Annotated in this window: 29 protein-coding genes and 2 pseudogenes; 20 read left to right on the top strand and 11 right to left on the bottom strand. The window is 58.4% G+C overall.

The genetic code is table 11. The features are described from left to right. Nucleotides 1-156 precede the first annotated feature (156 nt). From AB7M29_RS03830 to AB7M29_RS03805, 6 genes and pseudogenes are all read left to right on the top strand, one after another. Nucleotides 157-372 carry a DUF1127 domain-containing protein gene (locus AB7M29_RS03830; RefSeq protein WP_008018491.1) on the top strand — a complete coding sequence of 72 codons (216 nt, stop codon included), beginning with the start codon at nt 157-159 and terminating at the stop codon, nt 370-372. Between the two features lie 260 nt (nt 373-632). Continuing rightward, a pseudogene (locus AB7M29_RS03825) lies at nt 633-841 on the top strand (DUF1127 domain-containing protein). A gap of 137 nt (nt 842-978) precedes the next feature. Then, the gene (locus AB7M29_RS03820; protein WP_007902756.1) at nt 979-1,296 is read left to right on the top strand and encodes a DUF2388 domain-containing protein; all 318 of its coding nucleotides are present in this window, start codon (nt 979-981) and stop codon (nt 1,294-1,296) included. A gap of 222 nt (nt 1,297-1,518) precedes the next feature. Continuing rightward, the gene (locus AB7M29_RS03815; RefSeq protein WP_217857049.1) at nt 1,519-1,836 is read left to right on the top strand and encodes a DUF2388 domain-containing protein; all 318 of its coding nucleotides are present in this window, start codon (nt 1,519-1,521) and stop codon (nt 1,834-1,836) included. 28 nt (nt 1,837-1,864) lie between these two features. Beyond that, a complete protein-coding gene (locus tag AB7M29_RS03810; RefSeq protein ID WP_052963596.1) occupies nt 1,865-2,185 on the top strand; it encodes a DUF2388 domain-containing protein in 321 nt (106 codons plus the stop codon). Further along, nucleotides 2,182-4,143 carry a DUF7844 domain-containing protein gene (locus tag AB7M29_RS03805; protein ID WP_454246358.1) on the top strand — a complete coding sequence of 654 codons (1,962 nt, stop codon included), beginning with the start codon at nt 2,182-2,184 and terminating at the stop codon, nt 4,141-4,143. Before AB7M29_RS03810 ends, AB7M29_RS03805 begins: the two co-directional genes overlap by 4 nt. A gap of 86 nt (nt 4,144-4,229) precedes the next feature. Here the strand turns inward: AB7M29_RS03805 and AB7M29_RS03800 are convergent. The 3 genes and pseudogenes from AB7M29_RS03800 to trpB all read right to left on the bottom strand — a co-directional run. Then, a pseudogene (locus AB7M29_RS03800) lies at nt 4,230-4,316 on the bottom strand (anti-virulence regulator CigR family protein); the annotation flags it as partial. Nucleotides 4,317-4,424: 108 nt separating this feature from the next. After that, nucleotides 4,425-5,237: a tryptophan synthase subunit alpha gene (gene trpA, locus AB7M29_RS03795; protein WP_454246357.1), complete on the bottom strand. Its 813-nt coding sequence runs from the start codon at nt 5,235-5,237 to the stop codon at nt 4,425-4,427. Beyond that, complete coding sequence (gene trpB, locus AB7M29_RS03790; protein ID WP_007902766.1) at nt 5,237-6,472, bottom strand: tryptophan synthase subunit beta; 1,236 nt, start codon at nt 6,470-6,472, stop codon at nt 5,237-5,239. Before trpB ends, trpA begins: the two co-directional genes overlap by 1 nt. 112 nt (nt 6,473-6,584) lie before the next feature. Between trpB and AB7M29_RS03785 the strand changes: the two genes are divergently transcribed. Beyond that, nucleotides 6,585-7,478, top strand: a complete 894-nt coding sequence (locus AB7M29_RS03785; protein WP_454246356.1) for a LysR family transcriptional regulator — start codon at nt 6,585-6,587, stop codon at nt 7,476-7,478. Here the strand turns inward: AB7M29_RS03785 and AB7M29_RS03780 are convergent. Beyond that, entirely contained in the window at nt 7,475-7,801 is a 327-nt protein-coding gene (locus AB7M29_RS03780) for a DUF883 family protein (RefSeq protein ID WP_454246355.1), read from the bottom strand. The two genes, AB7M29_RS03785 and AB7M29_RS03780, sit on opposite strands and share 4 nt — an antisense overlap. A 154-nt stretch (nt 7,802-7,955) precedes the next feature. Here AB7M29_RS03780 and AB7M29_RS03775 point away from each other — a divergent pair, with 154 nt between their 5' ends. Both AB7M29_RS03775 and AB7M29_RS03770 read left to right on the top strand, forming a co-directional pair. Next, nucleotides 7,956-8,171 carry a dodecin gene (locus AB7M29_RS03775; RefSeq protein ID WP_007902773.1) on the top strand — a complete coding sequence of 72 codons (216 nt, stop codon included), beginning with the start codon at nt 7,956-7,958 and terminating at the stop codon, nt 8,169-8,171. Between the two features lie 127 nt (nt 8,172-8,298). Beyond that, nucleotides 8,299-8,523 (top strand): DUF1161 domain-containing protein, encoded by a 225-nt coding sequence (locus tag AB7M29_RS03770; protein WP_454246354.1) that lies wholly within the window; start codon nt 8,299-8,301, stop codon nt 8,521-8,523. A 64-nt stretch (nt 8,524-8,587) separates the two neighbouring features. Here the strand turns inward: AB7M29_RS03770 and AB7M29_RS03765 are convergent, their stop codons facing one another. Next, a complete protein-coding gene (locus tag AB7M29_RS03765; protein WP_217857044.1) occupies nt 8,588-9,589 on the bottom strand; it encodes an LLM class flavin-dependent oxidoreductase in 1,002 nt (333 codons plus the stop codon). Between the two features lie 238 nt (nt 9,590-9,827). Between AB7M29_RS03765 and AB7M29_RS03760 the strand changes: the two genes are divergently transcribed. Together AB7M29_RS03760 and AB7M29_RS03755 are read left to right on the top strand one after the other, a co-directional pair. Then, nucleotides 9,828-10,259 (top strand): OsmC family protein, encoded by a 432-nt coding sequence (locus tag AB7M29_RS03760; RefSeq protein ID WP_008008030.1) that lies wholly within the window; start codon nt 9,828-9,830, stop codon nt 10,257-10,259. 171 nt (nt 10,260-10,430) lie between these two features. After that, entirely contained in the window at nt 10,431-10,664 is a 234-nt protein-coding gene (locus tag AB7M29_RS03755) for a DUF1161 domain-containing protein (RefSeq protein ID WP_217857043.1), read from the top strand. 6 nt (nt 10,665-10,670) lie between these two features. Here the strand turns inward: AB7M29_RS03755 and AB7M29_RS03750 are convergent, their stop codons facing one another. Together AB7M29_RS03750 and AB7M29_RS03745 are read right to left on the bottom strand one after the other, a co-directional pair. Beyond that, complete coding sequence (locus AB7M29_RS03750; RefSeq protein WP_217857042.1) at nt 10,671-11,090, bottom strand: PA0061/PA0062 family lipoprotein; 420 nt, start codon at nt 11,088-11,090, stop codon at nt 10,671-10,673. Between the two features lie 40 nt (nt 11,091-11,130). Continuing rightward, complete coding sequence (locus AB7M29_RS03745; protein ID WP_217857041.1) at nt 11,131-11,547, bottom strand: PA0061/PA0062 family lipoprotein; 417 nt, start codon at nt 11,545-11,547, stop codon at nt 11,131-11,133. A 59-nt stretch (nt 11,548-11,606) separates the two neighbouring features. Between AB7M29_RS03745 and AB7M29_RS03740 the strand changes: the two genes are divergently transcribed. Then, on the top strand, nt 11,607-12,683 hold the full coding sequence (locus tag AB7M29_RS03740; protein WP_217857040.1) for an aminopeptidase: 1,077 nt from the start codon (nt 11,607-11,609) through the stop codon (nt 12,681-12,683). 94 nt (nt 12,684-12,777) lie between these two features. Here AB7M29_RS03740 and AB7M29_RS03735 read toward each other — a convergent pair whose 3' ends face one another. Further along, entirely contained in the window at nt 12,778-13,428 is a 651-nt protein-coding gene (locus tag AB7M29_RS03735) for an HAD family hydrolase (protein ID WP_052963587.1), read from the bottom strand. A 45-nt stretch (nt 13,429-13,473) separates the two neighbouring features. Further along, nucleotides 13,474-14,019 carry a gamma carbonic anhydrase family protein gene (locus AB7M29_RS03730; protein ID WP_217857038.1) on the bottom strand — a complete coding sequence of 182 codons (546 nt, stop codon included), beginning with the start codon at nt 14,017-14,019 and terminating at the stop codon, nt 13,474-13,476. Nucleotides 14,020-14,120: 101 nt separating this feature from the next. Here AB7M29_RS03730 and prlC point away from each other — a divergent pair, with 101 nt between their 5' ends. Together prlC and AB7M29_RS03720 are read left to right on the top strand one after the other, a co-directional pair. Next, nucleotides 14,121-16,172, top strand: a complete 2,052-nt coding sequence (gene prlC, locus AB7M29_RS03725; RefSeq protein WP_454246353.1) for an oligopeptidase A — start codon at nt 14,121-14,123, stop codon at nt 16,170-16,172. Beyond that, on the top strand, nt 16,169-16,456 hold the full coding sequence (locus AB7M29_RS03720) for a YheV family putative zinc ribbon protein (protein ID WP_048397319.1): 288 nt from the start codon (nt 16,169-16,171) through the stop codon (nt 16,454-16,456). The genes prlC and AB7M29_RS03720 overlap by 4 nt, the downstream gene beginning before the upstream one ends. A gap of 46 nt (nt 16,457-16,502) precedes the next feature. Here the strand turns inward: AB7M29_RS03720 and AB7M29_RS03715 are convergent, their stop codons facing one another. Continuing rightward, complete coding sequence (locus tag AB7M29_RS03715; protein WP_217857065.1) at nt 16,503-17,147, bottom strand: phosphatase domain-containing protein; 645 nt, start codon at nt 17,145-17,147, stop codon at nt 16,503-16,505. 247 nt (nt 17,148-17,394) lie between these two features. On the opposite strand from AB7M29_RS03715, the gene AB7M29_RS03710 reads away from it, so the two are divergent. From AB7M29_RS03710 to AB7M29_RS03700, 3 genes are all read left to right on the top strand, one after another. After that, nucleotides 17,395-18,453: a PA0069 family radical SAM protein gene (locus AB7M29_RS03710; protein WP_454246352.1), complete on the top strand. Its 1,059-nt coding sequence runs from the start codon at nt 17,395-17,397 to the stop codon at nt 18,451-18,453. A gap of 244 nt (nt 18,454-18,697) precedes the next feature. Then, nucleotides 18,698-19,429 (top strand): carbonic anhydrase, encoded by a 732-nt coding sequence (locus AB7M29_RS03705; protein ID WP_123720052.1) that lies wholly within the window; start codon nt 18,698-18,700, stop codon nt 19,427-19,429. Nucleotides 19,430-19,509: 80 nt separating this feature from the next. Beyond that, entirely contained in the window at nt 19,510-21,036 is a 1,527-nt protein-coding gene (locus tag AB7M29_RS03700; protein ID WP_123356891.1) for a SulP family inorganic anion transporter, read from the top strand. A gap of 119 nt (nt 21,037-21,155) precedes the next feature. Here AB7M29_RS03700 and AB7M29_RS03695 read toward each other — a convergent pair whose 3' ends face one another. Further along, entirely contained in the window at nt 21,156-21,806 is a 651-nt protein-coding gene (locus AB7M29_RS03695) for a hypothetical protein (protein WP_217857035.1), read from the bottom strand. Nucleotides 21,807-22,178: 372 nt separating this feature from the next. Here AB7M29_RS03695 and coxB point away from each other — a divergent pair, with 372 nt between their 5' ends. From coxB to AB7M29_RS03680, 3 genes are all read left to right on the top strand, one after another. Beyond that, a complete protein-coding gene (gene coxB, locus AB7M29_RS03690) occupies nt 22,179-23,306 on the top strand; it encodes a cytochrome c oxidase subunit II (protein WP_217857034.1) in 1,128 nt (375 codons plus the stop codon). An 82-nt stretch (nt 23,307-23,388) separates the two neighbouring features. After that, nucleotides 23,389-24,981, top strand: coding sequence for a cytochrome c oxidase subunit I (ctaD, locus tag AB7M29_RS03685; protein ID WP_123720055.1), 1,593 nt, complete (start codon nt 23,389-23,391; stop codon nt 24,979-24,981). Between the two features lie 126 nt (nt 24,982-25,107). Next, nucleotides 25,108-25,665 carry a cytochrome c oxidase assembly protein gene (locus AB7M29_RS03680; RefSeq protein ID WP_217857033.1) on the top strand — a complete coding sequence of 186 codons (558 nt, stop codon included), beginning with the start codon at nt 25,108-25,110 and terminating at the stop codon, nt 25,663-25,665. Nucleotides 25,666-25,671 lie beyond the last annotated feature (6 nt).

The following is a 25,671-nucleotide window of genomic DNA, read 5'->3' as shown; positions in this document are numbered from 1 at the left end:
AGTTGCCTCAATTTCGACCAGTACACTGCCTTTTAACAGTTAACTGGTCTCTCACAATACAGGTGAACTGTATCTACAGAGACTAGCCAAACGAGAGGATCATTGGCATCAGTTAAACCACTACCTAATCCCGCCATAAGCGGAAGGATGTCAACCATGGAACGTACACTCAGTTCCGAACTGTTCTTCGAAGATACTGCTGCAAAAACCCAGGCTTCCCTGCCTCTGCGCGTTATCGCCAACCTGATGCTGTGGCAGCGCCGCATCACCAGCCGCCATCAACTGGCTCGTCTGGATTCGCGTCTGCTGGCTGACGCCGGGATTAGCGAAGCACAACGCTACGAAGAGCTGAGCAAGCCGTTCTGGCGCTAAGTTAGCGTCGCTGGCTCTGATCCTCCGGATCCACCGCCAGCACCCGAATTGAACAAACAAAACCCGTCGTGGGAAACCACGACGGGTTTTGTCGTTTTGGAGCTTTCATATTGGGCCGTACAGAAGAGATAACTCCTAATAGGTACAGTTTATAAATTAAACAAATTTAACCAGTACAATTTCATCGACGTGTGTCTGTGCCCGCAGGCGTAAGGGGGGTCACCATTGAATCCCGACAAGTTGGCAAAAAGACCGCGCCCATGAATAACTTACTAAATGTTTCCATCACACACCGCAAGCGAACACCCGTTTGGCCAGGCTTCGAAGATTACTGAGAGCGTTCGCCGACAGCCTGGAAAGGGCTCGCACCCGACGGTTACTGGGCCAACTCAATGATCAAAAGCTCTCGGATCTGGGCATCAGTCATGCCGACCGCCTCAACGAAGTGGACAAACCGTTCTGGCGCTAGCTTTCTCCATTATCAGACAGGACTGTTCTAACCGCGGTGCACAGGCCTAATATCCAGATAGAACGTGGCGAGCGCTTTACGACAGGCGTCTGATCCTGAGCCACCTCTAAATCGGTCTATCCAAAGGAGCTACCCCCATGTCCCGTCTTCGTCTGCTCAGCGCTGCCGCCCTGCTTGCCGTTGCTGCCAATTCCCACGCCACCAGTTTTATCGTGACCACCGATTCCATTGTTGGTGGACTGAAGGCGTCCTCTGACGCAACGTCGGACGTCTCGTCTTCCTTTCGCGACGACAAAATCGTCCGTGCTGCTCGTGACGATGCCGCCAGCTTCGTCGCCAGTGAAGGCGCCATTCGTGGTGTGAAACTGGAAAGCGCGCTCGACCACATCCGCCAACAGACTCCACAACTGAATGCGACCGACGCACAGCTGGCCCAGGCCATCCTGACGATCTAAGCGATAGCTCTGACGCAGGACACGCCCTAATGCTGTTCAGTTAGTCGCAATCCATGTGAGAGCGGGCTTGCTAGCGAAGGCGTCAGCACATCGAACATTGATGTCGCCTGACACACCGCTTTCGCGAGCAAGCCCGCTCCCACAGGTGTCCCCATGTTTCGGCACTGGCTCCAGCCTGGGCATTGCGCTAGCCTTGGGACTCGCTTTCAGCTAACGAGTCTCATGCGTTTTCTTTCCAATCTGTCGATCACTGCGGTTTTTCTTGCGGCTTGCTGGTCGGGTTCGGCCCATGCCTTCGACGCTTTCAACCTCTCTACGCAAGGCACCGTGGCCAGTGGTTATGCCTCCAGCATGGTGACCTCCGCGCCCTTCGACCATAAACTGCTGATCGCCGCCCGGGATGATGCTGCCGCGTTCATTGCCAGTGACGGCCAACTGCGAGGATCGCAACTGGAGGCCGCCTTGATTTACCTGCGCCGGACCCAGCCAAAACTTCATGCCAGTGACCTTGAACTGGCACAGGCAATTCTCGTCCAATAGTTATCCCTTGTTCCTCCGGAGTCGTTCCATGCGTAGCCCGCTGATTGCTGCCACCCTTGGCCTGCTGTTGTTGGCCGACGTGGCCCAGGCGCACACCCTGGTAGCCACCAGTAACATCATCATTCGTGCCTCCCAGCGCTCGCTTGATTTCACATCCGATACCACCACGTCCATCCGTGATTCGAAGATTGTCCGTGAAGCCCACGACGATGCGGCCAGTTTCGTCGCCAGCGACGGTGAAATCCGTGGTGCGCACCTGGAAGCGGCCTTCGACACCTTGCGCACCCGCGTACCGGAAGCCCGAGACGCCAGTGATCAGGTTCTCGCCGAAGCCATCCTCGCACTGTGAAGTCGCTAGGCGCCTGGCTGCTGGCCGGGGTTGTGTTGCTGCTTGGCAACACAGCTCAGGCCAGCCTGCAACTATGGCTCAAGACCGACGGTCTGAGCCCCGCGCAACAGCAGGCCAGTCAGGCGCTGCTCGATGAAGCCATGCAGGCTTTACCGCCGCGCTTCATCCAGCAACTGGACCGACGAATTGATGTCGGCTGGACCGACGACATGCCGAGCGATGCTTACGGCCAGGCGTCGCTGGTGTCCGAGCTGGACCTGAATCGCAATCTGCTCGCCAGCCTCACCAACGGCAGCGCCGCGACCCAAAAAACTTATCGTCCCCACGGTACCGTGCGCCGGGAAATGCTCGCCACGGTGTTGCACGAACTCACCCATATTTATGACCGTGCGCGTCTGTGGCCAGACGCCGAGCGCACGCTGATCCAGCGCTGCAAGCAACGCAACAGCAGCTCCGGGCTGATCGGCATCCCCGATCAATGCCGCGGGCAGACGGAACGACGCTGGACCCTCAGCGATGACCCACGTCTGCTGGATTTGGCCGGCTGGCCACAATACGTCGGTCGACGCGGCGAGCGTGAACAGCACAACCGGCAGATTGCCCGCAGCCCGGATATCTACGAGACGAGCAGCCCGAAGGAGTTCGTCGCGGTCAACATGGAGTATTTCCTCCTCGACCCAAGCTATGCCTGCCGTCGTCCTGCGCTGTATCGCTACTACAAAGAACATTTCGGTTGGGCGCCCGCCGCCAAAGATACATGCGCCCAATCATTCGCCTTCCTCAATGCGGGTAACGACTTCGCCAAGCAGCCCCTGGGCCAGGTCGATCCAGAGCGGGTTTACGCTGTTGACTATCTACTGGCAGAAGCCAACCAGAACTGGGTCAGCCGCTGGGGGCACAGCATGCTGCGACTGGTGATCTGTGCACCGGGTCGGCCTCGCGGGCCGGATTGTCGACTGGATCTGGATCAGCACTTGGTGCTGTCCTACCGCGCCTTCGTCGGTGACTTACAGCTGTCGAGCTGGGATGGGCTGGTGGGTAAATACCCATCGCGCCTGTTTGTCTTGCCGCTGGCCCAGGTGATCGACGAATACACCAAGACCGAATTGCGCAGCCTGGCCTCGGTGCCGCTGAACCTGTCGCACAGCGAGATCGAAGACGTGGTGGAACACGCTGCGGAGATGCACTGGAGTTACGACGGCAACTATTTTTTCCTGTCCAACAACTGCGCGGTAGAAGGCCTGAAATTACTGCGCAGCAGCACCAACAATGCGCAACTGGTTGGCCTCGACAGCATCATGCCCAACGGTTTGCTGGAAGTGCTCAAGGGCCGCGGATTGGCGAACACCAGCGTGCTGGACGATCCCCGCGAAGCGTTACGTCTAGGCTATCGCTTCGACTCCTTCCGCGAGCGTTATCAAGCGATGTTCGAAGTGCTGAAGAAGCATTTACCGATCAAGCAGGACAAGGTCGAGGACTGGCTGTCCTTGAAAGCTGAGGAACGCCGCAAATGGATTGACCAGGCTGACTTACGCACCAGCGCGGCATTGCTGCTGCTGGAGCAGGCCAGTTTCCGTCAGCAGATGGTACTGGCCCAGGACGAAGTGAAACAACGTTATCTGGGCGCTCGGGAATTGAAGAATGGCGGCATGGATAAAGCCAATGCGACCTTGCAGGAGATTCTAGCCAACAGCGGCTTCCTCAGCCGTCCGGCCGAACTGCTCGGCACCGGTGGTTATGGTTTGCCGCAACCGAACGAGTGGACGCGTCTGGAGTCGGAAAGCAACCTGCGCCAGAAGCAGCTGCAAGCACTAACTGGGGATCTCGACAAGGAAGTGAGAGCGTTGCTCGAGCCGAGTCGTGCCGCCGAGATGGCCGCCAACGAAGCCAACCTGAAGCAGGTTGGCGAGCATTTGCGGAAGCTGCACAAGGCCGCGGGTGGGTTGGAGTTGCCCTGAAAGCAAAAGATCGCAGCCTTTGGCAACTCCTACAGAGGTATCGCATTCCCCTATAAGAGCTGCCGAAGGCTGCGATCTTTTTGTATTCAACCGCGATCAAGAATTTCATAAACAATCCCGCTGCCTACGGCGATCAACACCCTATTGCCTCCCGCTCGACGCCAAGTCTTTCCTCACAGCCATACAGCAAAAAGGGCTTCAGAACGTAGTCCTGAAGCCCTCGGTCTTGCTGTTTAGTCTGTGCTGTGAGGCTCTAATCCTCTGTATCAGGAACTTTTCCTTCAGCTGACCCGCGCTTTACGTACGCCGTCAGACAAGGCCGCGCACAGGCTGAGTACACCCTCCACAGCCTGATCCGGCGTCGAGGCATTGGCGATGTGGTCGATCAGTGCCGACCCCACCACCACACCGTCGGCCAGACGCGCGATGGACGCCGCTTGCTCCGGTGTGCGGATACCAAAACCGATGCTGATCGGCAGATCGGTATGGCGACGCAGACGGGTGACGGCTTCTTCGACATGTTCCAGAGTCGCCGCGCCCGCACCGGTCACACCCGCCACCGACACGTAGTAAACAAATCCGGAACTGCCGTTCAATACCGTCGGCAAGCGCACGTCATCAGTCGTCGGAGTGGTCAGACGAATGAAGTCCAGGCCTGCCGCCTGTGCCGGGTCGCACAGCTCGCGATTATGCTCGGGCGGCATGTCGACCACGATCAAGCCATCGACGCCGGCCTCTTTGGCTTCAGCGATGAAACGCGGCACGCCATACATGTGAATCGGGTTGAAGTAACCCATCAGCACCAGCGGAGTCTCGTTATTGCCTTCGCGGAACTCGCGAACCATCTGCAAGGTTTTCGCCAGGTTCTGTTTGGCGCCCAACGCACGAATGTTGGCCAGTTGAATCGCCGGGCCATCGGCCATTGGATCGGTGAAAGGCATGCCCAACTCGATTACATCGGCACCCGCTCCCGGCAAGCCTTTGAGGATCGCCAGGGACGTGTCGTAGCTCGGGTCGCCGGCCGTCACGAAGGTCACCAGGGCGGCGCGGTTTTGTTCCTTGAGTTCGGCAAAACGCGTTTGCAGGCGGCTCATCAGTGTTTCTCCTGCTTGGATTGCTCTTGTTGAGAGTGTTCCATGTGGTGCATCACGGTCTGCATGTCTTTGTCGCCACGGCCAGACAAGTTGACCACCATCAAGTGATCTTTCGGCAGCGTTGGTGCGCGTTTGAACACTTCGGCCAGGGCATGTGCGCTTTCCAGTGCAGGAATAATCCCTTCCAGACGGCAGCATTTGTGGAACGCGTCGAGGGCTTCATCGTCAGTCACCGAGGTGTACTGGACGCGACCGATGTCATGCAACCAGGCGTGTTCCGGGCCGATGCCCGGATAGTCGAGGCCGGCGGAGATCGAATGAGCGTCGATGATCTGGCCGTCGTCGTCCTGCAGCAGGAAAGTACGGTTGCCGTGCAGAACACCCGGTACGCCGCCGTTCAGGCTGGCCGCGTGCTTGCCGGTTTCGATGCCATAACCGGCAGCTTCGACGCCGATGATCTCAACGCTCTTGTCATCGAGGAACGGGTGGAACAGGCCCATGGCGTTGGAACCACCGCCAATGCACGCCACCAGGCTGTCGGGCAGACGGCCCTCCTGGGCTTGCAACTGCTCGCGGGTTTCCTTGCCGATCACAGCCTGGAAGTCGCGAACCATGGCGGGATACGGGTGTGGGCCGGCCACGGTGCCGATCAGGTAGAAGGTGCTGTCGACGTTGGTCACCCAGTCACGCAGGGCTTCGTTCATCGCATCTTTGAGGGTGCCGGTACCGGCAACCACCGGGATCACTTCGGCGCCCAGCAGCTTCATGCGAAACACGTTGGCTTGCTGACGTTCGATGTCGGTGGTGCCCATGTAGATCACGCAATCGAGGCCGAAACGCGCAGCCACGGTGGCGGTCGCCACGCCGTGCATGCCAGCGCCGGTCTCAGCGATGATGCGTTTCTTGCCCATGCGCCGCGCCAGCAGGATCTGGCCGATGCAGTTGTTGATCTTGTGCGCGCCGGTGTGGTTCAGCTCTTCGCGCTTGAGGTAAATCTTCGCGCCGCCGCAGAACTCTGTCAGACGCTCGGCGAAATACAGTGGGCTTGGACGTCCGACGTAATCACGCTGAAAGTAGGCCAATTCTTCTTTAAACGCCGGATCTTCCTTGGCCGCTTCGTATTCGCGGGCCAGATCGAGGATCAACGGCATCAGGGTTTCGGCGACGTAGCGGCCGCCGAACGCGCCGAACAGGCCGTTGGCGTCGGGGCCGTTGCGCAGATTAGTCTGGGTCATGGGTCGCTCCAGTTGTATTCGAGAGGTGACGATGGGGTTCACTCTACCCCTGACATCCCGCACTGAAAACCGATAAGATCGCCACAACCCGTCAGGAAAACTCACAGATTCCATGAGCCACGACCTTCCGCCGCTGAACGCCCTTCGCGCCTTCGAGGCCACTGCCCGCCTGAACAGCGTCAGTCAGGCCGCCGAACAGCTGCACGTCACTCATGGTGCGGTCAGCCGACAACTCAAGGTGCTGGAAGAACACCTCGGCGTGAGTCTGTTCATCAAGGATGGACGCGGCCTGAAACTCACAGATGCCGGTGTCCGTTTGCGCGATGTCAGCGGTGAAGCCTTCGAGCGATTGCGCAACGTTTGCGCCGAACTGACCCAAAGCACCGCCGATGCGCCGTTCGTGCTCGGCTGCTCGGGCAGCCTGCTGGCGCGCTGGTTCATTCCGCGTTTGGGGCGACTCAATGCGGATTTGCCGGATCTGCGCTTGCACCTGTCGGCTGGCGAAGGCGATCTCGATCCACGGCGGCCCGGTCTTGATGCTTTGCTGGTGTTTGCCGAGCCGCCATGGCCGGCAGACATGCAAGTTTATGAATTGGCCAGCGAACGCATCGGCCCGGTCATGAGCCCACGATTCGTCGGTTACGAAAGGCTGCAGAACGCACCGGCAAATGCACTGCTGACCGAGCCATTGCTGCATACCACCTCACGTCCGCAAGCCTGGCCGAGTTGGGCCCAGCAAAGCGGCCTCGACGCTAAGGCGCTGAAGTACGGTCAGGGTTTCGAGCATTTGTATTATTTGCTGGAGGCGGCAGTGGCCGGCCTAGGTGTGGCCATCGCGCCGGAGCCGCTGGTGGCCGAGGATTTGAAGGCCGGTCGCCTAGTTGCGCCATGGGGTTTCTGTGAAACCCCGGCGCAACTGGCGTTATGGCTACCCAAGCGCGCCGCGGACGGGCGCGCTCGGCAATTGGCACAGTGGCTTAAAAACGAACTGCGCCAGGCGCCTTAATTACCGCGTTTGCACAGCAGGTAGGCTGCCAGAAGACCCAGCGCACCAACGGCGACGCCGGCTGTAGTCCAAGGGTGTTCCTGGGCGTAGTCGCGAGTCGCGATCCCGGTTTCACGGGTTTTGACCTTGACCTCTTCATAGGCATCGGTGAGCAGATGACGCGAATGTTTCAGCGCGTTCTCGGCGTTGATTTTCAGCGTTTTAAGGGTTTTACGCGACTCGTCCGAGGCGTCGTCCTTCAGGCTTTCCAACGATTTCAGCAGACTCTCGATTTCGGCTTCCATGCTTTGCAATGAGGCTTTGCGTAACGAGGTATTGGCCATGGTGGCTCTCCTGCATTGTTTGAGTTGCGTGTGTTGGTTGGGACTTCAAGGGTTCGAGAAAGTGCAGTAAATCTGAACTCCCCTCCGGATTAGTCGACAGAAGAAATAAGAAAAATCACTGCTAGGCTGTATTTCACACCCTTAGGAGAACGCCATGACTGACCATCACACCTACAAGAAAGTCGAGCTGGTTGGCTCATCCACCACCAGTATTGAAGACGCCATCAACAATGCCCTGGCCGAAGCCAATAAAAGCCTCAAGTACATGGAATGGTTTGAAGTGACCGAAACCCGCGGACACATCAAGGACGGCAAAGCAGCACACTTCCAGGTGACGCTCAAAGTCGGATTCCGGATTGCCAGTAGCTGAGCTTAAGCTAGTCTTCTGAACTTGCGCGCCGGCCGACTGCCATAGGGAATGGCAAAGCGCTAAGTGGTGAGTGCGTCCGGCTAATGGCAGGTGCCTCACCTATTGATCCGACCAGGGAGTGCAACCCATGAAGAAGTTTATTTTGGCGATAGGTTTGTTGAGCCTTGCGGGAGCCGCCTTTGCCCAGGGCAAGTCGTGCGACGAGCTGAAAGCCGAAATCTCAGCGAAACTGGATGCCAAGGGCGTTTCCAATTACACACTGGAGATCGTCGACAAAGGCGCTGCTGCTGACGGAAAAGTCGTTGGCACCTGTGAAAAAGGCTCCAGGCAAATCGTCTATAAGCAGGGCTGACCGCCCTCGCGAATGAAAAAGCCGACGCAATGGCGTCGGCTTTTTTGTGGGTGCAACTTGAGCGTCAGCCCTTCATGACCTGCGCTAGCAACTCATAGGAGTGCAGGCGATCGGCATGTTCGTACAGGTCACAGGTAAAAATCAGCTCATCGGCCTGAGTCTGTTCGATCAGCACGTCCAGTTTGGCACGGATTTTCTGCGGGCTGCCGACCATGGCCAGGCCAAGGAAATCACCAACCGCTTCTTTCTCATGAGGCAGCCACAAGCCGTCCATGGTCTTCACTGGCGGGCGTTGCACCAGGCTCTGACCACGCATCAACGCGAGAATCCGTTGGTAGACCGAGGTTGCCAGGTAATCGGCCTGCTCGTCAGTGTCTGCGGCCACCAGTGGCACGCCGAGCATCACGTAAGGCTTATCCAAAACCGCTGAAGGCTTGAAGTGGTTGCGGTAAACGCGAATTGCCTCATGCATGAAGCGCGGTGCGAAATGTGAGGCGAAGGCGTAGGGCAAACCGCGCTCACCGGCCAGCTGAGCACTGAACAAGCTCGAACCCAATAACCAGATCGGAACATTGGTGCCGGTACCCGGCATGGCAATGATCCGCTGGTCTGGCGTGCGCGGGCCGAGGTAGCGCATCAGTTCAGTCACATCTTCCGGGAAGTCGTCCGCACTGCCGGAGCGCTCACGACGCAAGGCGCGGGCGGTCATCTGATCGGAGCCGGGCGCGCGCCCCAAGCCCAGGTCGATCCGTCCCGGATACAGGCTTTCAAGGGTGCCGAACTGCTCGGCGATCACCAGCGGCGCGTGATTGGGCAACATCACGCCACCCGAACCGACACGAATGGTCGAAGTGCCGCCAGCCAAATAGCCCAGCAGGACCGAGGTCGCCGAACTGGCGATCCCGTCCATGTTGTGGTGTTCGGCGACCCAGAAGCGGTTGTAGCCGAATTTTTCGACGTGCTGCGCCAGGTCCAGGGAATTGTGCAGGGACTGGGCCGCACTGCCGTTCTCCCGCACGGGCACCAGATCGAGGGTCGAAAACTTGATATCGGATAGTCGTTTCATGAACCTGCTTCTCCAATGGGTAAGCAGGTTTTTTCACGAACGAATACCTGCCGAGTCTATAAGCGTGTTCTATGCAATGAGGGCATATACCCGAGTTTCAATAGGAGAGACAAAATTCCTACGCAATTAGAAGACTGATCAGATGAGGTGAACTTTGCCGGACGGTCTATCCTCAGAACCCTGGTAACCGAAAACCACGAAGGCGCGACGTTTCGCGCCGGATCTTGAGGAGGCAGACATGGCTATCACAAAGAAAGCATCGGCTCATTGGGAAGGTGATCTGAAAACCGGTATCGGCTCGATTTCCACGGAAACCGGCGTTCTCAGAGACGCGCCCTACGGCTTCAAGGCCCGTTTCGAAGGGGGTAAAGGCACCAATCCGGAAGAGCTGATCGGCGCGGCTCACGCGGGCTGTTTCTCCATGGCGTTTTCAATGATTCTCGGCGAGGCCAACCTTAAGGCCGACAGTATCGACACCACTGCTGAAGTTACCCTGGACCAGGTAGACGGTGGCTTTGCAATCACAGCGGTAAAACTGATTCTCAAGGCGAAAATCCCCGGGGCGACCCAGGCACAATTCGAGGAACTGAGTAACAAAGCCAAAGAAGGCTGCCCGGTGTCCAAAGTGCTGAATGCGAAAATCAGCCTGGATGCGACGTTGGTCAGCTGATCATGGGTTGATACGTTAGCTGGTAAAAGATCGCAGCCTTCGCGGGTTCCCTTCCGCAGGTTGCGGTCTTTTTTTGCCCTGAAACATAACCTGACAGACAAAACTGTGGTCGAATAAATGACAGCAGCTTCAGCGCATCACCATGCGCGCTGCCTTAAGGGAGCTTCAACCATGAAACGTTTTGTCTTGGCGGTTATCTGTTGCACGCTGGCCACATCGGCCCTCGCGGCACCGAAATCCTGTGAGGAACTCAAGGCCGAGATCGAAGCCAAGATCCAGGCCAACAACGTCTCGTCCTACACCCTGGAAATCGTCACCAACGACGAAGTTCACGATCAGAACATGGTCGTCGGCTCATGCGAAGGCGGCACCAAGAAAATCATCTATCAGAAAAATGACCGTTGATTCGTCTCATATGAGGCAATTGGTCAGTCGATCCTCAGCAACAATCTCCCGCTTGGCGTTATAGAGCCGGGCGCTGGGGGTGAACGCCACAGAACGCGCTTCCAGCAGGTAACGCTGGCCAGCCTCGAAATGGTCGTAATTGATAGTCAGATAGCACATTCGCTCCAAGGGAGTGTTCAACAGGCCTGGCCCCCCACCAAACACTTCAAAATCGAAGCGTACTCTCAGTTCATGGCTCCCCGGGGTGACCTGGAAATAACGTCCGTCGCTCACCCGCTGGTTGTCCAGCCGTTCGGCCATCAGCAGTTTCCCGCCGGGACTCGGCGTAGCGAAGTCGACCCAGGCCATCTGCGGATCGACCGCCGGCAACGGACTCGTGCAACCGACAAAGGCGCCTGCAGCGAGCAACAGCAACAACCTGCGCATGATGAATTTCCCAAGGACTGATAATTCAGCATAGCGTCGATCAAGTACGTTGGCAGCCTGCCGGTGTGCCCTGCCCAATCACTTTTCGCTGTTGATCATAGAGCTTCGCCCACGGCCGGAAGCCGATATTCCCTGCTTGCAGCTGATAGCGCTGACCGGCGTTGAAGTCCTTGAATTTCACATTCAATTGGCAGTCGCGCCACAGCGGCTCGGCATTGGGGCCAATGTTGGTTGGCTGGACCGCAAACAAGTAGCGAACCGTCAGCTCATGGCTACCGGGCTGCACCTCGAAGTAGCGCTTGTCGATGGAGGCCTTGTCATCGACTTCCACCGCTTGCAGCGCGGCGTCTTCCTGTCGTGAATCCAGATCGATCCACGCCTGCGAAGGATCAGGGGTGGGCAGTCCAGCACAACCGGCCAGCATCAGCAGGCCTCCCGTCAGCATCAACTTGCGCATAGCGGAGCTCCAATAGGCGGGATAGTCTTGCGGGCAGACTTTCCAGGGATGTTTTTATTTTGATCAGGCCGCGTCCAAGCCTTGGGTTACTTGATCGCGTTTTACGCATTTTGTTTCCGGGTGTGATTTTTTTGTTGCTCAACGGTTGCGCAAGCGTCAGCTATTACGGCCAATTGGCCAGTGGTCAGCTGCATTTGCTGCGGGCACGGGAGCCGGTTTCCAGTGTGATTGCCGACTCCGGCCGCGATCAGCAATTGCGTGCGCATCTGGCCCAATCTCAAAAGGCCCGGACCTTCGCCAGCCAATACCTGCACCTGCCGGACAACCAGAGCTACCGCCTGTACGCCGACATCGGCCGACCGTTTGTAGTCTGGAACGTCTTTGCCACGCCGGAGTTTTCGCTGAAGCCACAAAATCATTGCTTCCCCATCGCTGGCTGCGTCGCCTATCGCGGGTATTACAGCCAGAGCGCTGCCCGCGGTGAGGCCGCGTTGCAACGATTGCAAGGTATGGACGTGTCGATTGGCGGCGTCGAGGCCTATTCGACGCTCGGTTGGTTCAACGACCCGATCATGAGCTCGATGATGGGTTGGGGCGACGAACGGTTGGCCACGCTGATTTTCCACGAACTCGCCCATCAACGTTTTTATGTGAAAGACGACACCGAATTCAACGAGTCCTTCGCCACCTTCGTCGAGCAGGAAGGTACTCGGCAATGGCGCGCATTCCGCGGCCTGCCACCGGATAACGGAGCATTGGTGCAGCAACGCGACCAGTTCATTCAGTTGGTGCTGGACACCCGCACCAGGCTGGAACGGCTTTACGCCCTGCCGCTGCCTGCCGAACAAATGCGCGAGCGAAAAGCGGCAGAGTTCGAACAATTGCGCCGTGAATACCGGACGCTACGCGACAGCCAATGGGCCGGGAACAAACGCTACGACGCGTGGATCAACACCCCGATGAACAATGCCCGACTGTTGCCGTTTGGTTTGTACGACCAGTGGGTGCCGGCGTTTGCCGCATTGTTCAAACAGGTCGAGGGGGATTGGGTGAGGTTTTATGCGGAGGTGGAGAGGCTGGGCGCGTTGCCGGTTGAGGAGCGTAAGGCGGCGTTGAAGGTATTGGCGGGATCGTAGAGTCCCGGTGGCTGAGCGGGCCTCTTCGCGAGCAGGCTCGCTCCCACATTAAATCTGCGAACATAGACCCATGTGGGAGCGGCTGCGAAGACAACTAACGCTGCAAAAACGCCCGATGCATCTCCTCCAGTGTCTCGAAGTGATACGCCGGTGCTTCAGCGCTCAACTCTTCCCGGCTGCCAAACCCATAACCCACCGCCGCTGCGTCCAGCCCATTGCTGCGAGCGCCGATCAGATCGTGTTTACGGTCGCCAATCATCAGGGTATTGGCCGGGTCCAGGCCCTCTTCGCTCATCAAGTGCGCAATCAGCTCGACCTTATTGGTCCGCGTGCCATCCAGCTCGCTGCCGTAAATCACTTTGAAATGCCTGGCGAAGTCGAAGTGCCGGGCGATTTCCCGGGCGAAAACCCACGGTTTGGAAGTCGCGATGTACAGCTGTCGTCCTTGCCCACCGAGGGTTTCCAGCAGCGGCATGACGCCGTCGAACACGCGGTTCTCATACAGGCCGGTGACTTTGAAGCGCTCGCGATAGAAGTTCACCGCTTCCCAGGCCTTGGGCTCGTCGAAGTCGTAGAACTGCATGAACGCCTGCAACAACGGCGGGCCGATGAAGTGCTCGAGCCTGGTCAGGTCCGGTTCATCGATGCCCAATTTGCTCAGGGCGAACTGGATGGAACGGGTGATACCTTCGCGCGGGTCGGTCAGCGTGCCATCGAGGTCGAACAGTACGGTTTGGTAATGCATGAAAACTCCTGAGCAATAGCGAGACACTTTCCATTATCAGGAGGCTTAGAGCTGGTCGTAGCCTTCGGCCAGATGCAGATCCTTGAGCTTCACGTAGTTCGCCGCACTGTAGGTGAAAAAGGCTTTTTCCTTGTCACTCAGCGGCCGGATCTGTTTCACCGGGCTACCGACGTAGAGGAAACCGCTTTCCAGACGCTTGCCCGGGGGTACCAGACTGCCGGCGCCGATGATCACATCGTCCTCGACCACCGCACCGTCCATGACGATGCTGCCCATGCCGATCAGAATCCGGTTACCCACGGCGCAACCATGAAGCATGACTTTATGCGCGATGGTCACATCGTCACCGATCAGCAGCGGGAAGCCATCGGGGTTGAATGGTCCGGCGTGGGTAATGTGCAACACGCAGCCGTCCTGCACGCTGGTGCGCGCACCGATTCGGATGCGATGCATGTCGCCGCGGATCACTGTCAGTGGCCAGACAGAGCTGTCTTCGCCGATTTCGACGTCGCCGATCACCACCGCCGAGCCGTCGACAAAGGCGCCTTTGCCCAGCAGCGGCGTGTGGTTCTGATACTTGCGAAGGGTCACGATAGGCTCTCTCTCTTTTGCTGATAGCTGCGGTGAGCGTCGATTGTAATTAAGATGGGGCCATGTTTCTTCCCGCATGTTTTCCAGCCAAGGTGCCAACCGTGAGCGTGAACAACCCTCTTCTGCAGTCCTACGACCTGCCGCCATTCTCGGCGATCCGTGCCGAACACGTGCAACCGGCCATTGAAAAGATCCTGGCTGACAACCGCGCCGCCATCGTCGACATCCTCAAAGTCCAGGGTAAACAACCGACCTGGGCCGGCCTGGTGCTGGCAATGGATGAGCTCAACGATCGTCTGGGCGCCGCCTGGAGCCCGGTCAGCCACCTCAATGCCGTGTGCAACAGCGCCGAGTTGCGCGAAGCCTACGAGGCTTGCCTGCCGGCCTTGAGCGCCTACGCCACCGAGCTGGGCCAGAACCGTGAACTGTTTCAGGCCTATGAAGCGCTGGCCAACAGCCCAGAGGCCGCCGGCTTCGACGTGGCGCAGAAAACGATCCTGGAACACGCCCTGCGTGACTTCCGTCTGTCGGGTATCGACCTGCCTGCGCCAGAGCAAAAACGTTACGCCGACGTGCAGAGCAAACTGTCGGAGCTGGGCAGCCGCTTCTCCAATCAGTTGCTCGATGCTACCCAGGTCTGGACCAAGCACGTCACCGACGAAGCCGCCCTCGCCGGCCTGACCGAGTCGGCCAAGGCGCAAATGGCCGCCGCCGCACAAGCCAAAGAGCTGGATGGCTGGTTGATCACCCTGGAATTCCCGAGTTACTACGCGGTGATGACCTACGCCCAGGACCGCGCCCTGCGTGAAGAAGTCTACGCCGCCTATTGCACCCGCGCGTCGGACCAAGGCCCGAATGCCGGTCAGAATGACAACGGCCCGGTCATGGAAGAAATCCTCGACCTGCGTCAGGAGCTGGCAAAACTGTTGGGCTTCGCCAGTTTCTCGGAGCTGAGTCTGGCCACCAAAATGGCCGAGTCCAATGATCAGGTGCTGAGTTTCCTACGCGACCTGGCCAAACGCAGCAAGCCGTTCGCCGCCCAGGATCTGCAACAGCTCAAGGCCTACGCCGCCGAGCAAGGTTGCCCGGACCTGCAAAGCTGGGACAGTGGTTTCTACGGTGAAAAACTTCGCGAGCAGCGCTACAGCGTCGCCCAGGAAACCCTTCGCGCGTACTTCCCGATCGACAAGGTTTTGGGTGGGCTGTTCAGCATTGTCCAGCGCCTGTACGGCATCGAGATCGCCGAGCTGAAAGGCTTCGATACCTGGCACCCGGACGTTCGCCTGTTCGAAATCAAGGAAAACGGCCAGCACGTCGGCCGGTTCTTCTTCGACCTGTATGCCCGCGCCAACAAGCGCGGCGGTGCCTGGATGGACGGCGCTCGCGATCATCGCCGCACGATCAATGGCGTGCTGCAAAGCCCGGTGGCGAATCTGGTGTGCAACTTCACCCCCGCCGACAGCGGCAAGCCAGCCCTGCTGACCCACGATGAAGTGACTACGCTGTTCCACGAATTCGGTCACGGCCTGCATCACCTGCTGACCCGCGTCGAGCATGCTGGCGTGTCCGGCATTAATGGCGTGGCTTGGGATGCGGTCGAGCTGCCAAGCCAGTTCATGGAAAACTGGTGCTGGGAGCCGGAAGGTCTGGCGCTGATTTCCGGTCACTATGAAACCGGCGAGCCGTTGCCTCAGGATCTGCTGGAGAAAATGCTCGCAGCGAAGAACTTCCAGTCCGGCCTGATGATGGTCCGCCAATTGGAGTTCTCGCTGTTCGACTTCGAACTGCACGCTACCCACGGCGACGGTCGCAGTGTGCTGCAAGTGCTCGAAGGCGTGCGCGACGAGGTCTCGGTCATGCGTCCGCCGGCCTACAACCGCTTCCCCAACAGCTTCGCCCACATCTTTGCCGGCGGTTACGCGGCGGGGTACTACAGCTATAAATGGGCTGAAGTATTGTCGGCCGATGCCTTCTCGAAATTCGAAGAAGAGGGTGTGCTCAATGCCGAGACCGGGCGCGCCTTCCGCGAAGCGATCCTGGCACGGGGCGGCTCCCAAGAGCCAATGGTGCTGTTCGTCGACTTCCGTGGCCGTGCGCCATCGATTGACGCACTCTTGCGCCACAGCGGCCTGAGTGAGGACGCGGCAGCATGAGTGAGGGACCTGTGATTACCAAAAAACGCTTTATCGCCGGGGCGGTCTGCCCGGCTTGCAGCGAGCCGGACAAGTTGATGATGTGGAGCGAAGACGCAGTTCCGCATCGCGAGTGCGTGGCCTGCGGTTATTCCGACACGCTGAATGAACAAGGTTTGTCGGTGCCCAAGGAATTGGGCACACGGGTCAATACTTCGGCACTCAAGGTGCCGGACGCCAAGGTTCAGGCCGTGCAGTTTTTTCCGAACCCGAAGTTGAAGAAGAAGCCAGACGAGCAACACTAAGTGCTGGAAACAACCTTCCACTGCGCAATGCAGTGGGAGGTATTACTTACTCGACATGGGCCGATTTGAACCAGTTCTTCATCGAGCAACTGGCAAATGGACTCGTGCTGCAATCACCGTTGGCCAGTGCCGTACGAAGTTTGTCGACATCAGCCTGCATCATGTAACGCACGCCCTCCTTGAAATGAGTGCTGTCACCAAAGCCGCCCTGGGTCATTTCATTCAAGGCCTCTTCCTTGCTCCAACCTTGCACGACCACCCGGTACATCGCGGCCATCAGGCCAGTGCGGTCCGAGCCGTGCTTGCAGTGCATAAGCACAGGGCCTTTGGCCTCGGCGGTCTGAATCGTGCGAAGGGCCTTGAGCACATCCGCATCATCCACGTGATTGGTGCGATAAGGCAGCTGTACCTGGGCGATACCTGGTGTGGATAACCAGCGTGAATCCGATTCGGGCAGGAAGTTGATAACGGTTGCGACCTTGAGCCTTTTCAGCAACGGCACCGCTCCCCGGTCCGGCAATGCGCTGCGATAGAGCGTCGGGGACATTTGATAGAGGTTGTATTGCACCTCGACTGATTGAGCCCACTCTGCCGGGCGAGGTAAAGCAGTGTCGTCAGCGAATACCGGTGTCAGGTTGAAAAATACGATCAGCGATAGGCACATCACAGAGATATAACGCGCTAGGGACATGCTCGGGCGACCGTTCAGGGAGAGGCTGAATATTGGCGTCGAGCTTGCGCCCTGAACGGTCAAAGGGCTGTGAGGGAGGTGTCAATGAAACGTGAAACGATTCTGCCGGGATTGCCTGACAGTCAATGAGCGTCGAGTTCCGGTTCTTCACCATCTTCCAGATCCAGTACTTCATTCGCCGAACGGCACTAGTCCGCCGACAATCCTCGAGATACTGTATGCACATACAGCAATCAGGACCTACCCCATGAATGCGCCATTGCCCCCTCGCGGTCGCGGCACCGCCACCAACCCGCACAATCGTTTTGCGCCAAGCCGTTCGGTGGCCGAGGATGACGGCTGGTATCAGGAAGCGCCGATCACCCAAGGCACCGAGGTGCGCATTGAGACGGCAAAAACCATCATCACCCGCAATAACTCGCCAGACCTGCCGTTCGATCGTTCGATCAATCCCTATCGCGGCTGCGAGCATGGCTGCATCTATTGCTACGCACGGCCCAGCCACGCCTATTGGGACCTGTCACCGGGGCTGGATTTCGAAACCAAACTGATCGCCAAGACCAACGCCGCCGATGTGCTGGAAGAACAACTGTCCAAGCGCGGCTATCAATGCGCGCCGATCAACCTGGGCTCCAACACTGACCCTTATCAGCCGATCGAACGCGAACACAGAATTACCCGCAAGACACTCGAAGTGCTGCTGCGTTACCGCCATCCGGTGACCATCATCACCAAGGGCTCGCTGATTCTTCGCGATCTGGACTTGCTGGCCGAACTCGCCGAACAAAGGCTGGTGGCGGTGATGATCAGCCTGACCACGCTGGATGATGAACTCAAACGCATCCTCGAACCGCGCGCCGCGGCACCCAAGGCACGACTGCGGGCGATCCGGGTGATGCGCGAATCCGGGATTCCGGTGGGCGTTTTGTGCTCACCGATGATTCCAATGATCAACGACAGCGAACTCGAGAGCCTGCTGACCGAGGCCCATGCGGCCGGCGCGCAAAGCGCGGCCTACATGATGTTGCGCCTGCCGCTGGAAGTGGCGCCGCTGTTCGAAGAGTGGCTGGCCGCCCACTATCCTCAGCGTGCAGCGCATGTGTTGAGCCTGATCCGCCAAAGCCGTGGTGGTGAGCTCTACGACAGCCGGTTCGGCGCGCGAATGCGCGGTGAAGGGCCGTTTGCCGATCTGTTGGCGCAACGCTTCGCCAAAACCATCAAGCGCCTGGGGCTCAATCGTCGGGAAGGTTTCAATCTGGATTGCGAAGCCTTTTGTCCGCCGGGTCGCCAAATGTCATTGATTTAAAGACAATTGGCCCTATGGTTGAGCAGAGAAAACGATACACCGCGTTTAGGCTGGTCACATTTCTGGTGACCTGGAACACTCGTTCTAGAGCGCTTTATTCAGTTTGAGTTAAGTTTCAACAGCTACCTTGTTCATCGAGTGACTGATGGGTCTGTCCTTTCGACCTGGATGTTTTTTAAACAGCCACTGGCTTCATACCGGACAAAACGGGAAAATTCCCTGACTCCGCCAAAGAGGATGAATTATGAGTGACAAGGATAAACAGCCGTTGGCTGCGTCGGCTTCAGCCCAACCCGAGGCGGAAACCGCCGATGCAGCGCTGAAGCATATCGTTGACGGCTTTTTGCACTTTCATCACGAGATCTTTCCGCAGCAGGAAGAACTCTTCAAAAAACTCGCCACGGCCCAGCGGCCTCGGGCGATGTTCATCGCGTGTGCCGATTCACGCATCGTTCCCGAACTGATTACCCAAAGCGCCCCTGGCGACTTGTTCGTAACCCGCAACGTCGGCAACGTCGTGCCGCCCTATGGGCAAATGAACGGCGGTGTTTCCACGGCCATCGAATATGCAGTGCTGGCTCTCGGCGTGCAGCACATCATTATCTGCGGGCACTCCGACTGTGGCGCCATGCGCGCAGTGCTCAACCCGCAGAGCCTGGAAAAGATGCCGACGGTAAAGGCCTGGCTGCGTCATGCGGAAGTGGCGAAAACCATGGTTCAGGACAACTGCCATTGCACTGATGAAAACGAGAGCATGCATATTCTCACCGAGGAGAATGTGATCGCTCAGTTGCAGCATTTGCGCACGCACCCGTCGGTGGCCTCACGCATAGCCAACGGTCAGCTGTTTATCCATGGTTGGGTCTACAGCATCGAAACCAGCGAAATCAAAGCTTACGACGCGGATCAGGGGTGTTTCCTGCCACTCGATGGCAGTCATCCGATTCCGGTGGCGACGCCTAAAGCGCGCTTCTAAATCCTCCGTGTGGTTTAGCCGAGGCTGCTGATCTGGCAGCCTGCTTTGCCATGCCTGAAGAAAACTTCGGGAGAGTCACCATGCGTGCTGCTCAACTAAAAGCTGTTCTGCCACGGGAGCTGCTGGCTTCGGTGGTTGTATTTCTGGTCGCCCTGCCCTTGTGCATGGGTATCGCCATCGCCTCAGGGCTGCCACCGTCCAAAGGACTGATCACTGGCATCATCGGTGGCCTGGTGGTCGGCTGGCTTGCCGGATCGCCACTGCAAGTCAGCGGCCCGGCGGCGGGTCTGGCGGTATTGGTCTTCGAACTGGTGCGCCAACATGGTATCGCCATGCTCGGGCCAATCCTGCTGCTGGCGGGTTTTCTGCAATTGGTGGCCGGACGCTTGAAGCTGGGCTGCTGGTTTCGGGTCACCGCGCCAGCGGTGGTGTACGGCATGCTCGCCGGGATCGGGGTACTGATCGTGCTGTCACAGGTGCATGTGATGCTCGATGCCGTGCCCAAGCCGTCGGGGCTGGATAATCTGGCGGCCTTCCCTGCTGCAGTGATTCAGGCTTTGCCTTCGTTTGGCTGGCAAGCGGGTTTGCTCGGACTGTCGACCATTGCCGTGATGTGGCTGTGGGAAAAATTCCGTCCGCACTCCCTGCGTTTCGTTCCTGGAGCATTGCTTGGGGTCGGCCTGGCAACGGTCGCCAGCCTGGTGCTCGCCTTGCAGGTCAAACGTGTGGAAGTTCCGGCCAACCTGGCGGAAGCCATCGATTGGCTGCGCCCGGCGGATCTGCTCAACCTGGCAGACCCGGCCTTGCTGATCGCCGCCTTCGCCGTGGCCTTTATCGCCAGCGCCGAAACCCTGCTCTCGGCCGCGGCTGTGGATCGCATGCACAGTGGCCAGCGCTCGGACTTCGACCGCGAATTGTCGGCGCAAGGTGTGGGCAACATGTTGTGTGGTTTGCTCGGCGCGCTGCCGATGACCGGGGTGATCGTGCGCAGTTCGGCCAACGTTCAGGCCGGCGCCACCACTCGACTATCTACCGTGTTCCATGGTCTGTGGTTGCTGGCCTTCGTGCTGCTGCTATCGAGCGTGCTGCAAAGCATTCCGGTGGCGAGTCTGGCGGGGGTTCTGGTTTACACCGGTTTCAAACTGGTGGACCTCAAGGCCTTTCGCGGTCTGGGCCGTTATGGGCGGATGCCGATGTTCACCTATGCGGCGACCGCACTGGCAATCATCTTCACCGACCTGCTGACCGGCGTGCTGATCGGCTTTGGCCTGACACTGGCCAAACTGGCCTGGAAGGCTTCGCGTCTGAAAATCAGCCTGATCGATCTGCCGGCGGACGGCGAGATGGAGCTGCGACTGGTGGGGGCGGCGACCTTCCTCAAGGTACCGGCGCTGACCCAAGTGCTGGGGAGCATTCCCGCAGGCGCAACGGTGCATGTGCCACTCAATAACCTGAGCTACATCGATCACTCGTGTCTGGAGTTGCTGGAGGAGTGGGGTCGGGCCAATGCGGCCAAGGGTTCGAAGCTGTTAATCGAAGCGCGGGGATTGAAGCGCAGGCTTGAAGGACGGTTGCGTACCACAACCGGCGTAGGCTCAGCCGCTTAATAACAATGTGGGAGCGGGCTCGCTCGCGAATGCGGTCAATCATTCGACATTAATGTCGACTGATCCGCCGCTTTCGCGAGCAAGCCCGCTCCCACAGCTGTTCAATTGCTACCGTTGAATCAAGCCGCGGGCTGATCCAGCTCAAGGCCCACGCCCAACTGGCGCGACAGGCACGGCCAGCGCTTCCACGCGGCGCCGGTGTCCGGGCTGTTGAGTTTCTCGCGGTAGGCCTCTACCGACTCCAGCGCGAAACTTTCATCGTTAAGCATCTCGTCCACAGCGTGATGCACCGCCTCATCCAGTTGATTGGCAAATTCCTCGCCGATCAGTTGGTGGGCAATCAGGTTGGCAACAGTCATGTCCAAGGGGATCAATGGCTGGCCAAAATGCTTGATGTACAGGTCGTTGACCTCTTCGACCAACCGATGCGCCAGATAAGCTTCATCCAGCAGGCCGTCCAGGCCGACATGACCGGCCATGATCGCCGGCGGCTGGAGGAAGAACTGCTCGGCGATTTTCAATACCGGCTTGATCTGCGATTCGATGCCCGCTTCCCTGGCGACTTCATTGGCTGCGTCCAGCAGGTCCGGCACTTGTTCTATATACGCGGCCACAAAACGCGTCATCACGCCGTTGGCATCGACATCCGGCAATTGGATGGCGGAGTGAAGGTGCGGCAGTTGGGTTTCCAACTGACGAGTCAACAGGCCGGTCTCGGCCTCATGTTGTTGGGCTTTTTGGATCTGCTCGCGCAATGCGGCGGTGTTCATGAAAACTCCAGGAAACAAAGGCAATGAAATAGGGGAAGACATAACGTAGCTGGCTTATGAAAAAGCCTAAGACGTATTTGTCATAATTATTTCATCCTTGAGACGTCTACGTTATATCGATTTGCCACCACTCGTCTGCATCCTTCTCCATTCGTGACCTGGAACGCAAGTCCAACCTGTTTAGGTTGATTTACGCCATCGCGTTGCGAGGTGGCAGTCGCTGTCTATACTCGGTTCTGAATGGAGTTAGCTGATGACGCCCGACTGCATATGCAGCAAGGCTCGGCGATTCAAGTTCGTAGTCTGAAAAAGCCGCTCCCTTGCCGCAGGTGAAAGCCGGCGGGATAAAAAGAACTATAAGGGGAACCCGCAATGATGCGACATCCACAAGTCTGGATGGGCCTCCTGTTGTGGTCGATTTTCAGTCAGGCGCAAGCGGCCTGGACTGTGAATATGGCGCCTGGAGCGACTGAAATCAGTCACGCAGTATTCGACCTGCACATGACCATTTTCTGGATCTGTGTAGTGATCGGCATCATCGTCTTCGGCGCTATGTTCTGGTCGATGATCCTCCACCGCCGCTCTACCGGGCAGGTGGCCGCAAAATTTCATGAAAGCACCACCGTCGAAATTCTCTGGACCATCGTGCCCCTGCTTATTCTGGTGGCCATGGCGGTCCCGGCAACCGCCACCCTGATCCAGATGTACGACAACACTGAGCCGGATATCGATATCCAGGTCACCGGTTACCAGTGGAAGTGGCACTACAAATACCTGGGTCAGGACGTCGAATTCTTCAGCAACCTGAACACCCCCGCCGATCAGATCCACAACAAGGAAACCAAGGGCGAGCATTACCTGTTGGAGGTCGACAAGCCGCTGGTGCTGCCGATCGGTGCCAAGGTGCGCTTTCTGGTGACCTCCGCCGACGTCATCCACTCCTGGTGGGTGCCGGCCTTCGCTGTCAAGCGCGATGCGATTCCGGGCTTCGTCAATGAATCCTGGACCCGTGTCGAAAAGCCCGGCATCTACCGTGGCCAGTGCGCCGAGCTGTGCGGCAAGGATCACGGCTTCATGCCGATCGTGGTCGAGGTCAAGGAAAAGGCCGATTACGAAACCTGGCTGGCCGAGCGCAAGGCGGAAGCTGCACAACTCAAAGAGCTGACCAGCAAGGAATGGACCCTCGATGAGCTCAAGGAGCGCGGCGACAAGGTCTATCACACCACCTGCGTGGCCTGTCACCAGGCTGAAGGCCAGGGCCTGCCGCCGATGTTCCCGGCACTCAAGGGCTCGAAAATCGCCACCGGGCCGATCAAGGATCACCTGAACATCGTCTTCCACGGCAAACCCGGCACCTCCATGGCGGCGTTCGGCAAACAGCTGTCGGAAGTCGATATCGCAGCGGTCGTGACCTACGAACGTAACGCCTGGGGCAACAATAAAGGCGACATGGTCACCCCTAAAGAAGTGCTGGAGCTGAAACAGGCGGAAAGCAAATGACCCGGTTTATTGCGCACGTAAGGAACCGCTCGGGGCATGACGCCCCGGCCAGCCCAGCCCATCCGTTTGCAGGAGACAGGACATGACTGCTGTAGTCGATGACCATGTTCATACCGGCACCGCCCACGCCCACGGCCCCGCCAAAGGCCTGATGCGCTGGGTGCTGACCACCAACCACAAAGATATCGGCACGCTGTACCTGTGGTTTGCGTTCTCCATGTTCCTGCTGGGCGGCTCGTTCGCCATGGTGATCCGTGCCGAGCTGTTCCAGCCGGGACTGCAAATCGTCCAGCCGGAATTCTTCAACCAGATGACCACCATGCACGGCCTGGTGATGGTGTTCGGTGCGGTGATGCCGGCCTTCGTCGGCCTCGCCAACTGGATGATCCCGTTGATGATCGGCGCGCCGGACATGGCCTTGCCGCGGATGAACAACTTCAGCTTCTGGCTGTTGCCGGCAGCGTTCCTGCTGTTGGTATCGACCCTGTTCACCCCCGGCGGCGGGCCGAACTTCGGCTGGACCTTCTATGCCCCGTTGTCGACGACCTACGCGCCGGAAAGCGTGACGTTCTTCATCTTCGCCATCCACTTGATGGGGATCAGTTCGATCATGGGGGCGATCAACGTGATCGCGACCATCCTCAACCTGCGTGCCCCCGGCATGACGTTGATGAAAATGCCACTGTTCGTCTGGACCTGGCTGATCACCGCATTCCTCCTGATCGCGGTGATGCCGGTATTGGCCGGCTGCGTGACCATGATGCTGATGGACATCCACTTCGGCACCAGTTTCTTCAGTGCCGCCGGTGGCGGTGATCCGGTGTTGTTCCAGCATGTGTTCTGGTTCTTCGGTCACCCCGAGGTGTACATCATGATCCTGCCGGCCTTCGGTGCCGTCAGCTCGATCATTCCGGCCTTTTCGCGCAAGCCATTGTTCGGCTACACCTCGATGGTCTACGCCACGGCGAGTATTGCGTTCCTGTCCTTCATTGTCTGGGCGCACCACATGTTCGTGGTCGGCATTCCGCTGGTGGGCGAGTTGTTCTTCATGTACGCCACGCTGCTGATCGCGGTGCCCACCGGGGTCAAGGTGTTCAACTGGGCCAGCACCATGTGGCAAGGCTCGCTGACCTTCGAGACGCCGATGCTGTTCGCCGTGGCGTTCGTCATTCTGTTCTCCATTGGCGGGTTCTCCGGGTTGATGCTGGCCATCGCCCCGGCGGACTTCCAGTACCAGGACACCTACTTCGTGGTCGCGCACTTCCATTACGTGCTGGTGCCGGGGGCGATCTTCGGGATCTTCGCCTCGGCCTACTACTGGCTGCCGAAATGGACCGGCCACATGTACGACGAAACCCTCGGCAAGCTGCACTTCTGGCTCTCGTTCATCGGCATGAACATGGCGTTCTTCCCAATGCACTTCGTGGGCCTGGCGGGCATGCCGCGGCGGATTCCGGACTACAACCTGCAATTCGCCGACTTCAACATGGTGTCGTCGATCGGCGCGTTCATGTTTGGTGCCACGCAGATCTTCTTCCTGTTCATCGTGATCAAGACCATTCGTGGCGGCGAGCCGGCACCGGCCAAGCCGTGGGATGGGGCAGAAGGCCTGGAATGGAGCATTCCGTCGCCGGCGCCGTATCACACCTTCACCACGCCGCCGGAAGTGAAATGAACGCTCTAGCCTTTGTGGGAGCGGGCTTGCTCGCGAAGCAGGCGCCGCGGTCTGGTAGACGGACCGCGTCATCGTTCTTCGCGAGCAAGCCCGCTCCCACAGGGTTCAATGTGGAGGGCTTGCATCGTGGCTGATTCGATTTCGATGAAGAAACTGGTCACCCGCCTGTTGCTGGTGGTGGTAGCGATGTTTGTCTTCGGCTTTGCCTTGGTGCCGATCTACGACGTGATGTGCAAGGCGTTCGGCATCAACGGTAAAACCTCCGGGCAGTATGAAGGCGAGCAAACAGTCGACGCCTCGCGGCAGGTTCGCGTGCAGTTTCTGTCGACCAACGCCGCTGACATGGTCTGGGATTTCTATCCCAAGGGCGACGAATTGGTCGCACACCCGGGGGCGGTGAACGAGATGATTTTTATCGCCCACAACCCGACTGATCGCCCGATGAGCGCTCAGGCGGTGCCGAGCATCGCACCCAGCAACGCAGCCGCGTACTTCCACAAGACCGAATGTTTCTGCTTTACCCAGCAAGTGCTGCAGCCCGGTCAGCGAATCGAGATGCCGGTACGGTTCATTGTTGACCGCGACATGCCCAAGGAAGTGAAGCACCTGACGCTGTCCTACACGCTGTTCGATATCACCGCACGTCATCCGCCCGTGGCTGTTGCAGCAAGCACCGGCGGCTAGGCGTTA

Source organism: Pseudomonas sp. F-14 TE3623 (assembly GCF_053629015.1).
Note: the sequence above shows the minus strand (reverse complement) of the source record. Positions and strands in the feature narration are given on the sequence as shown.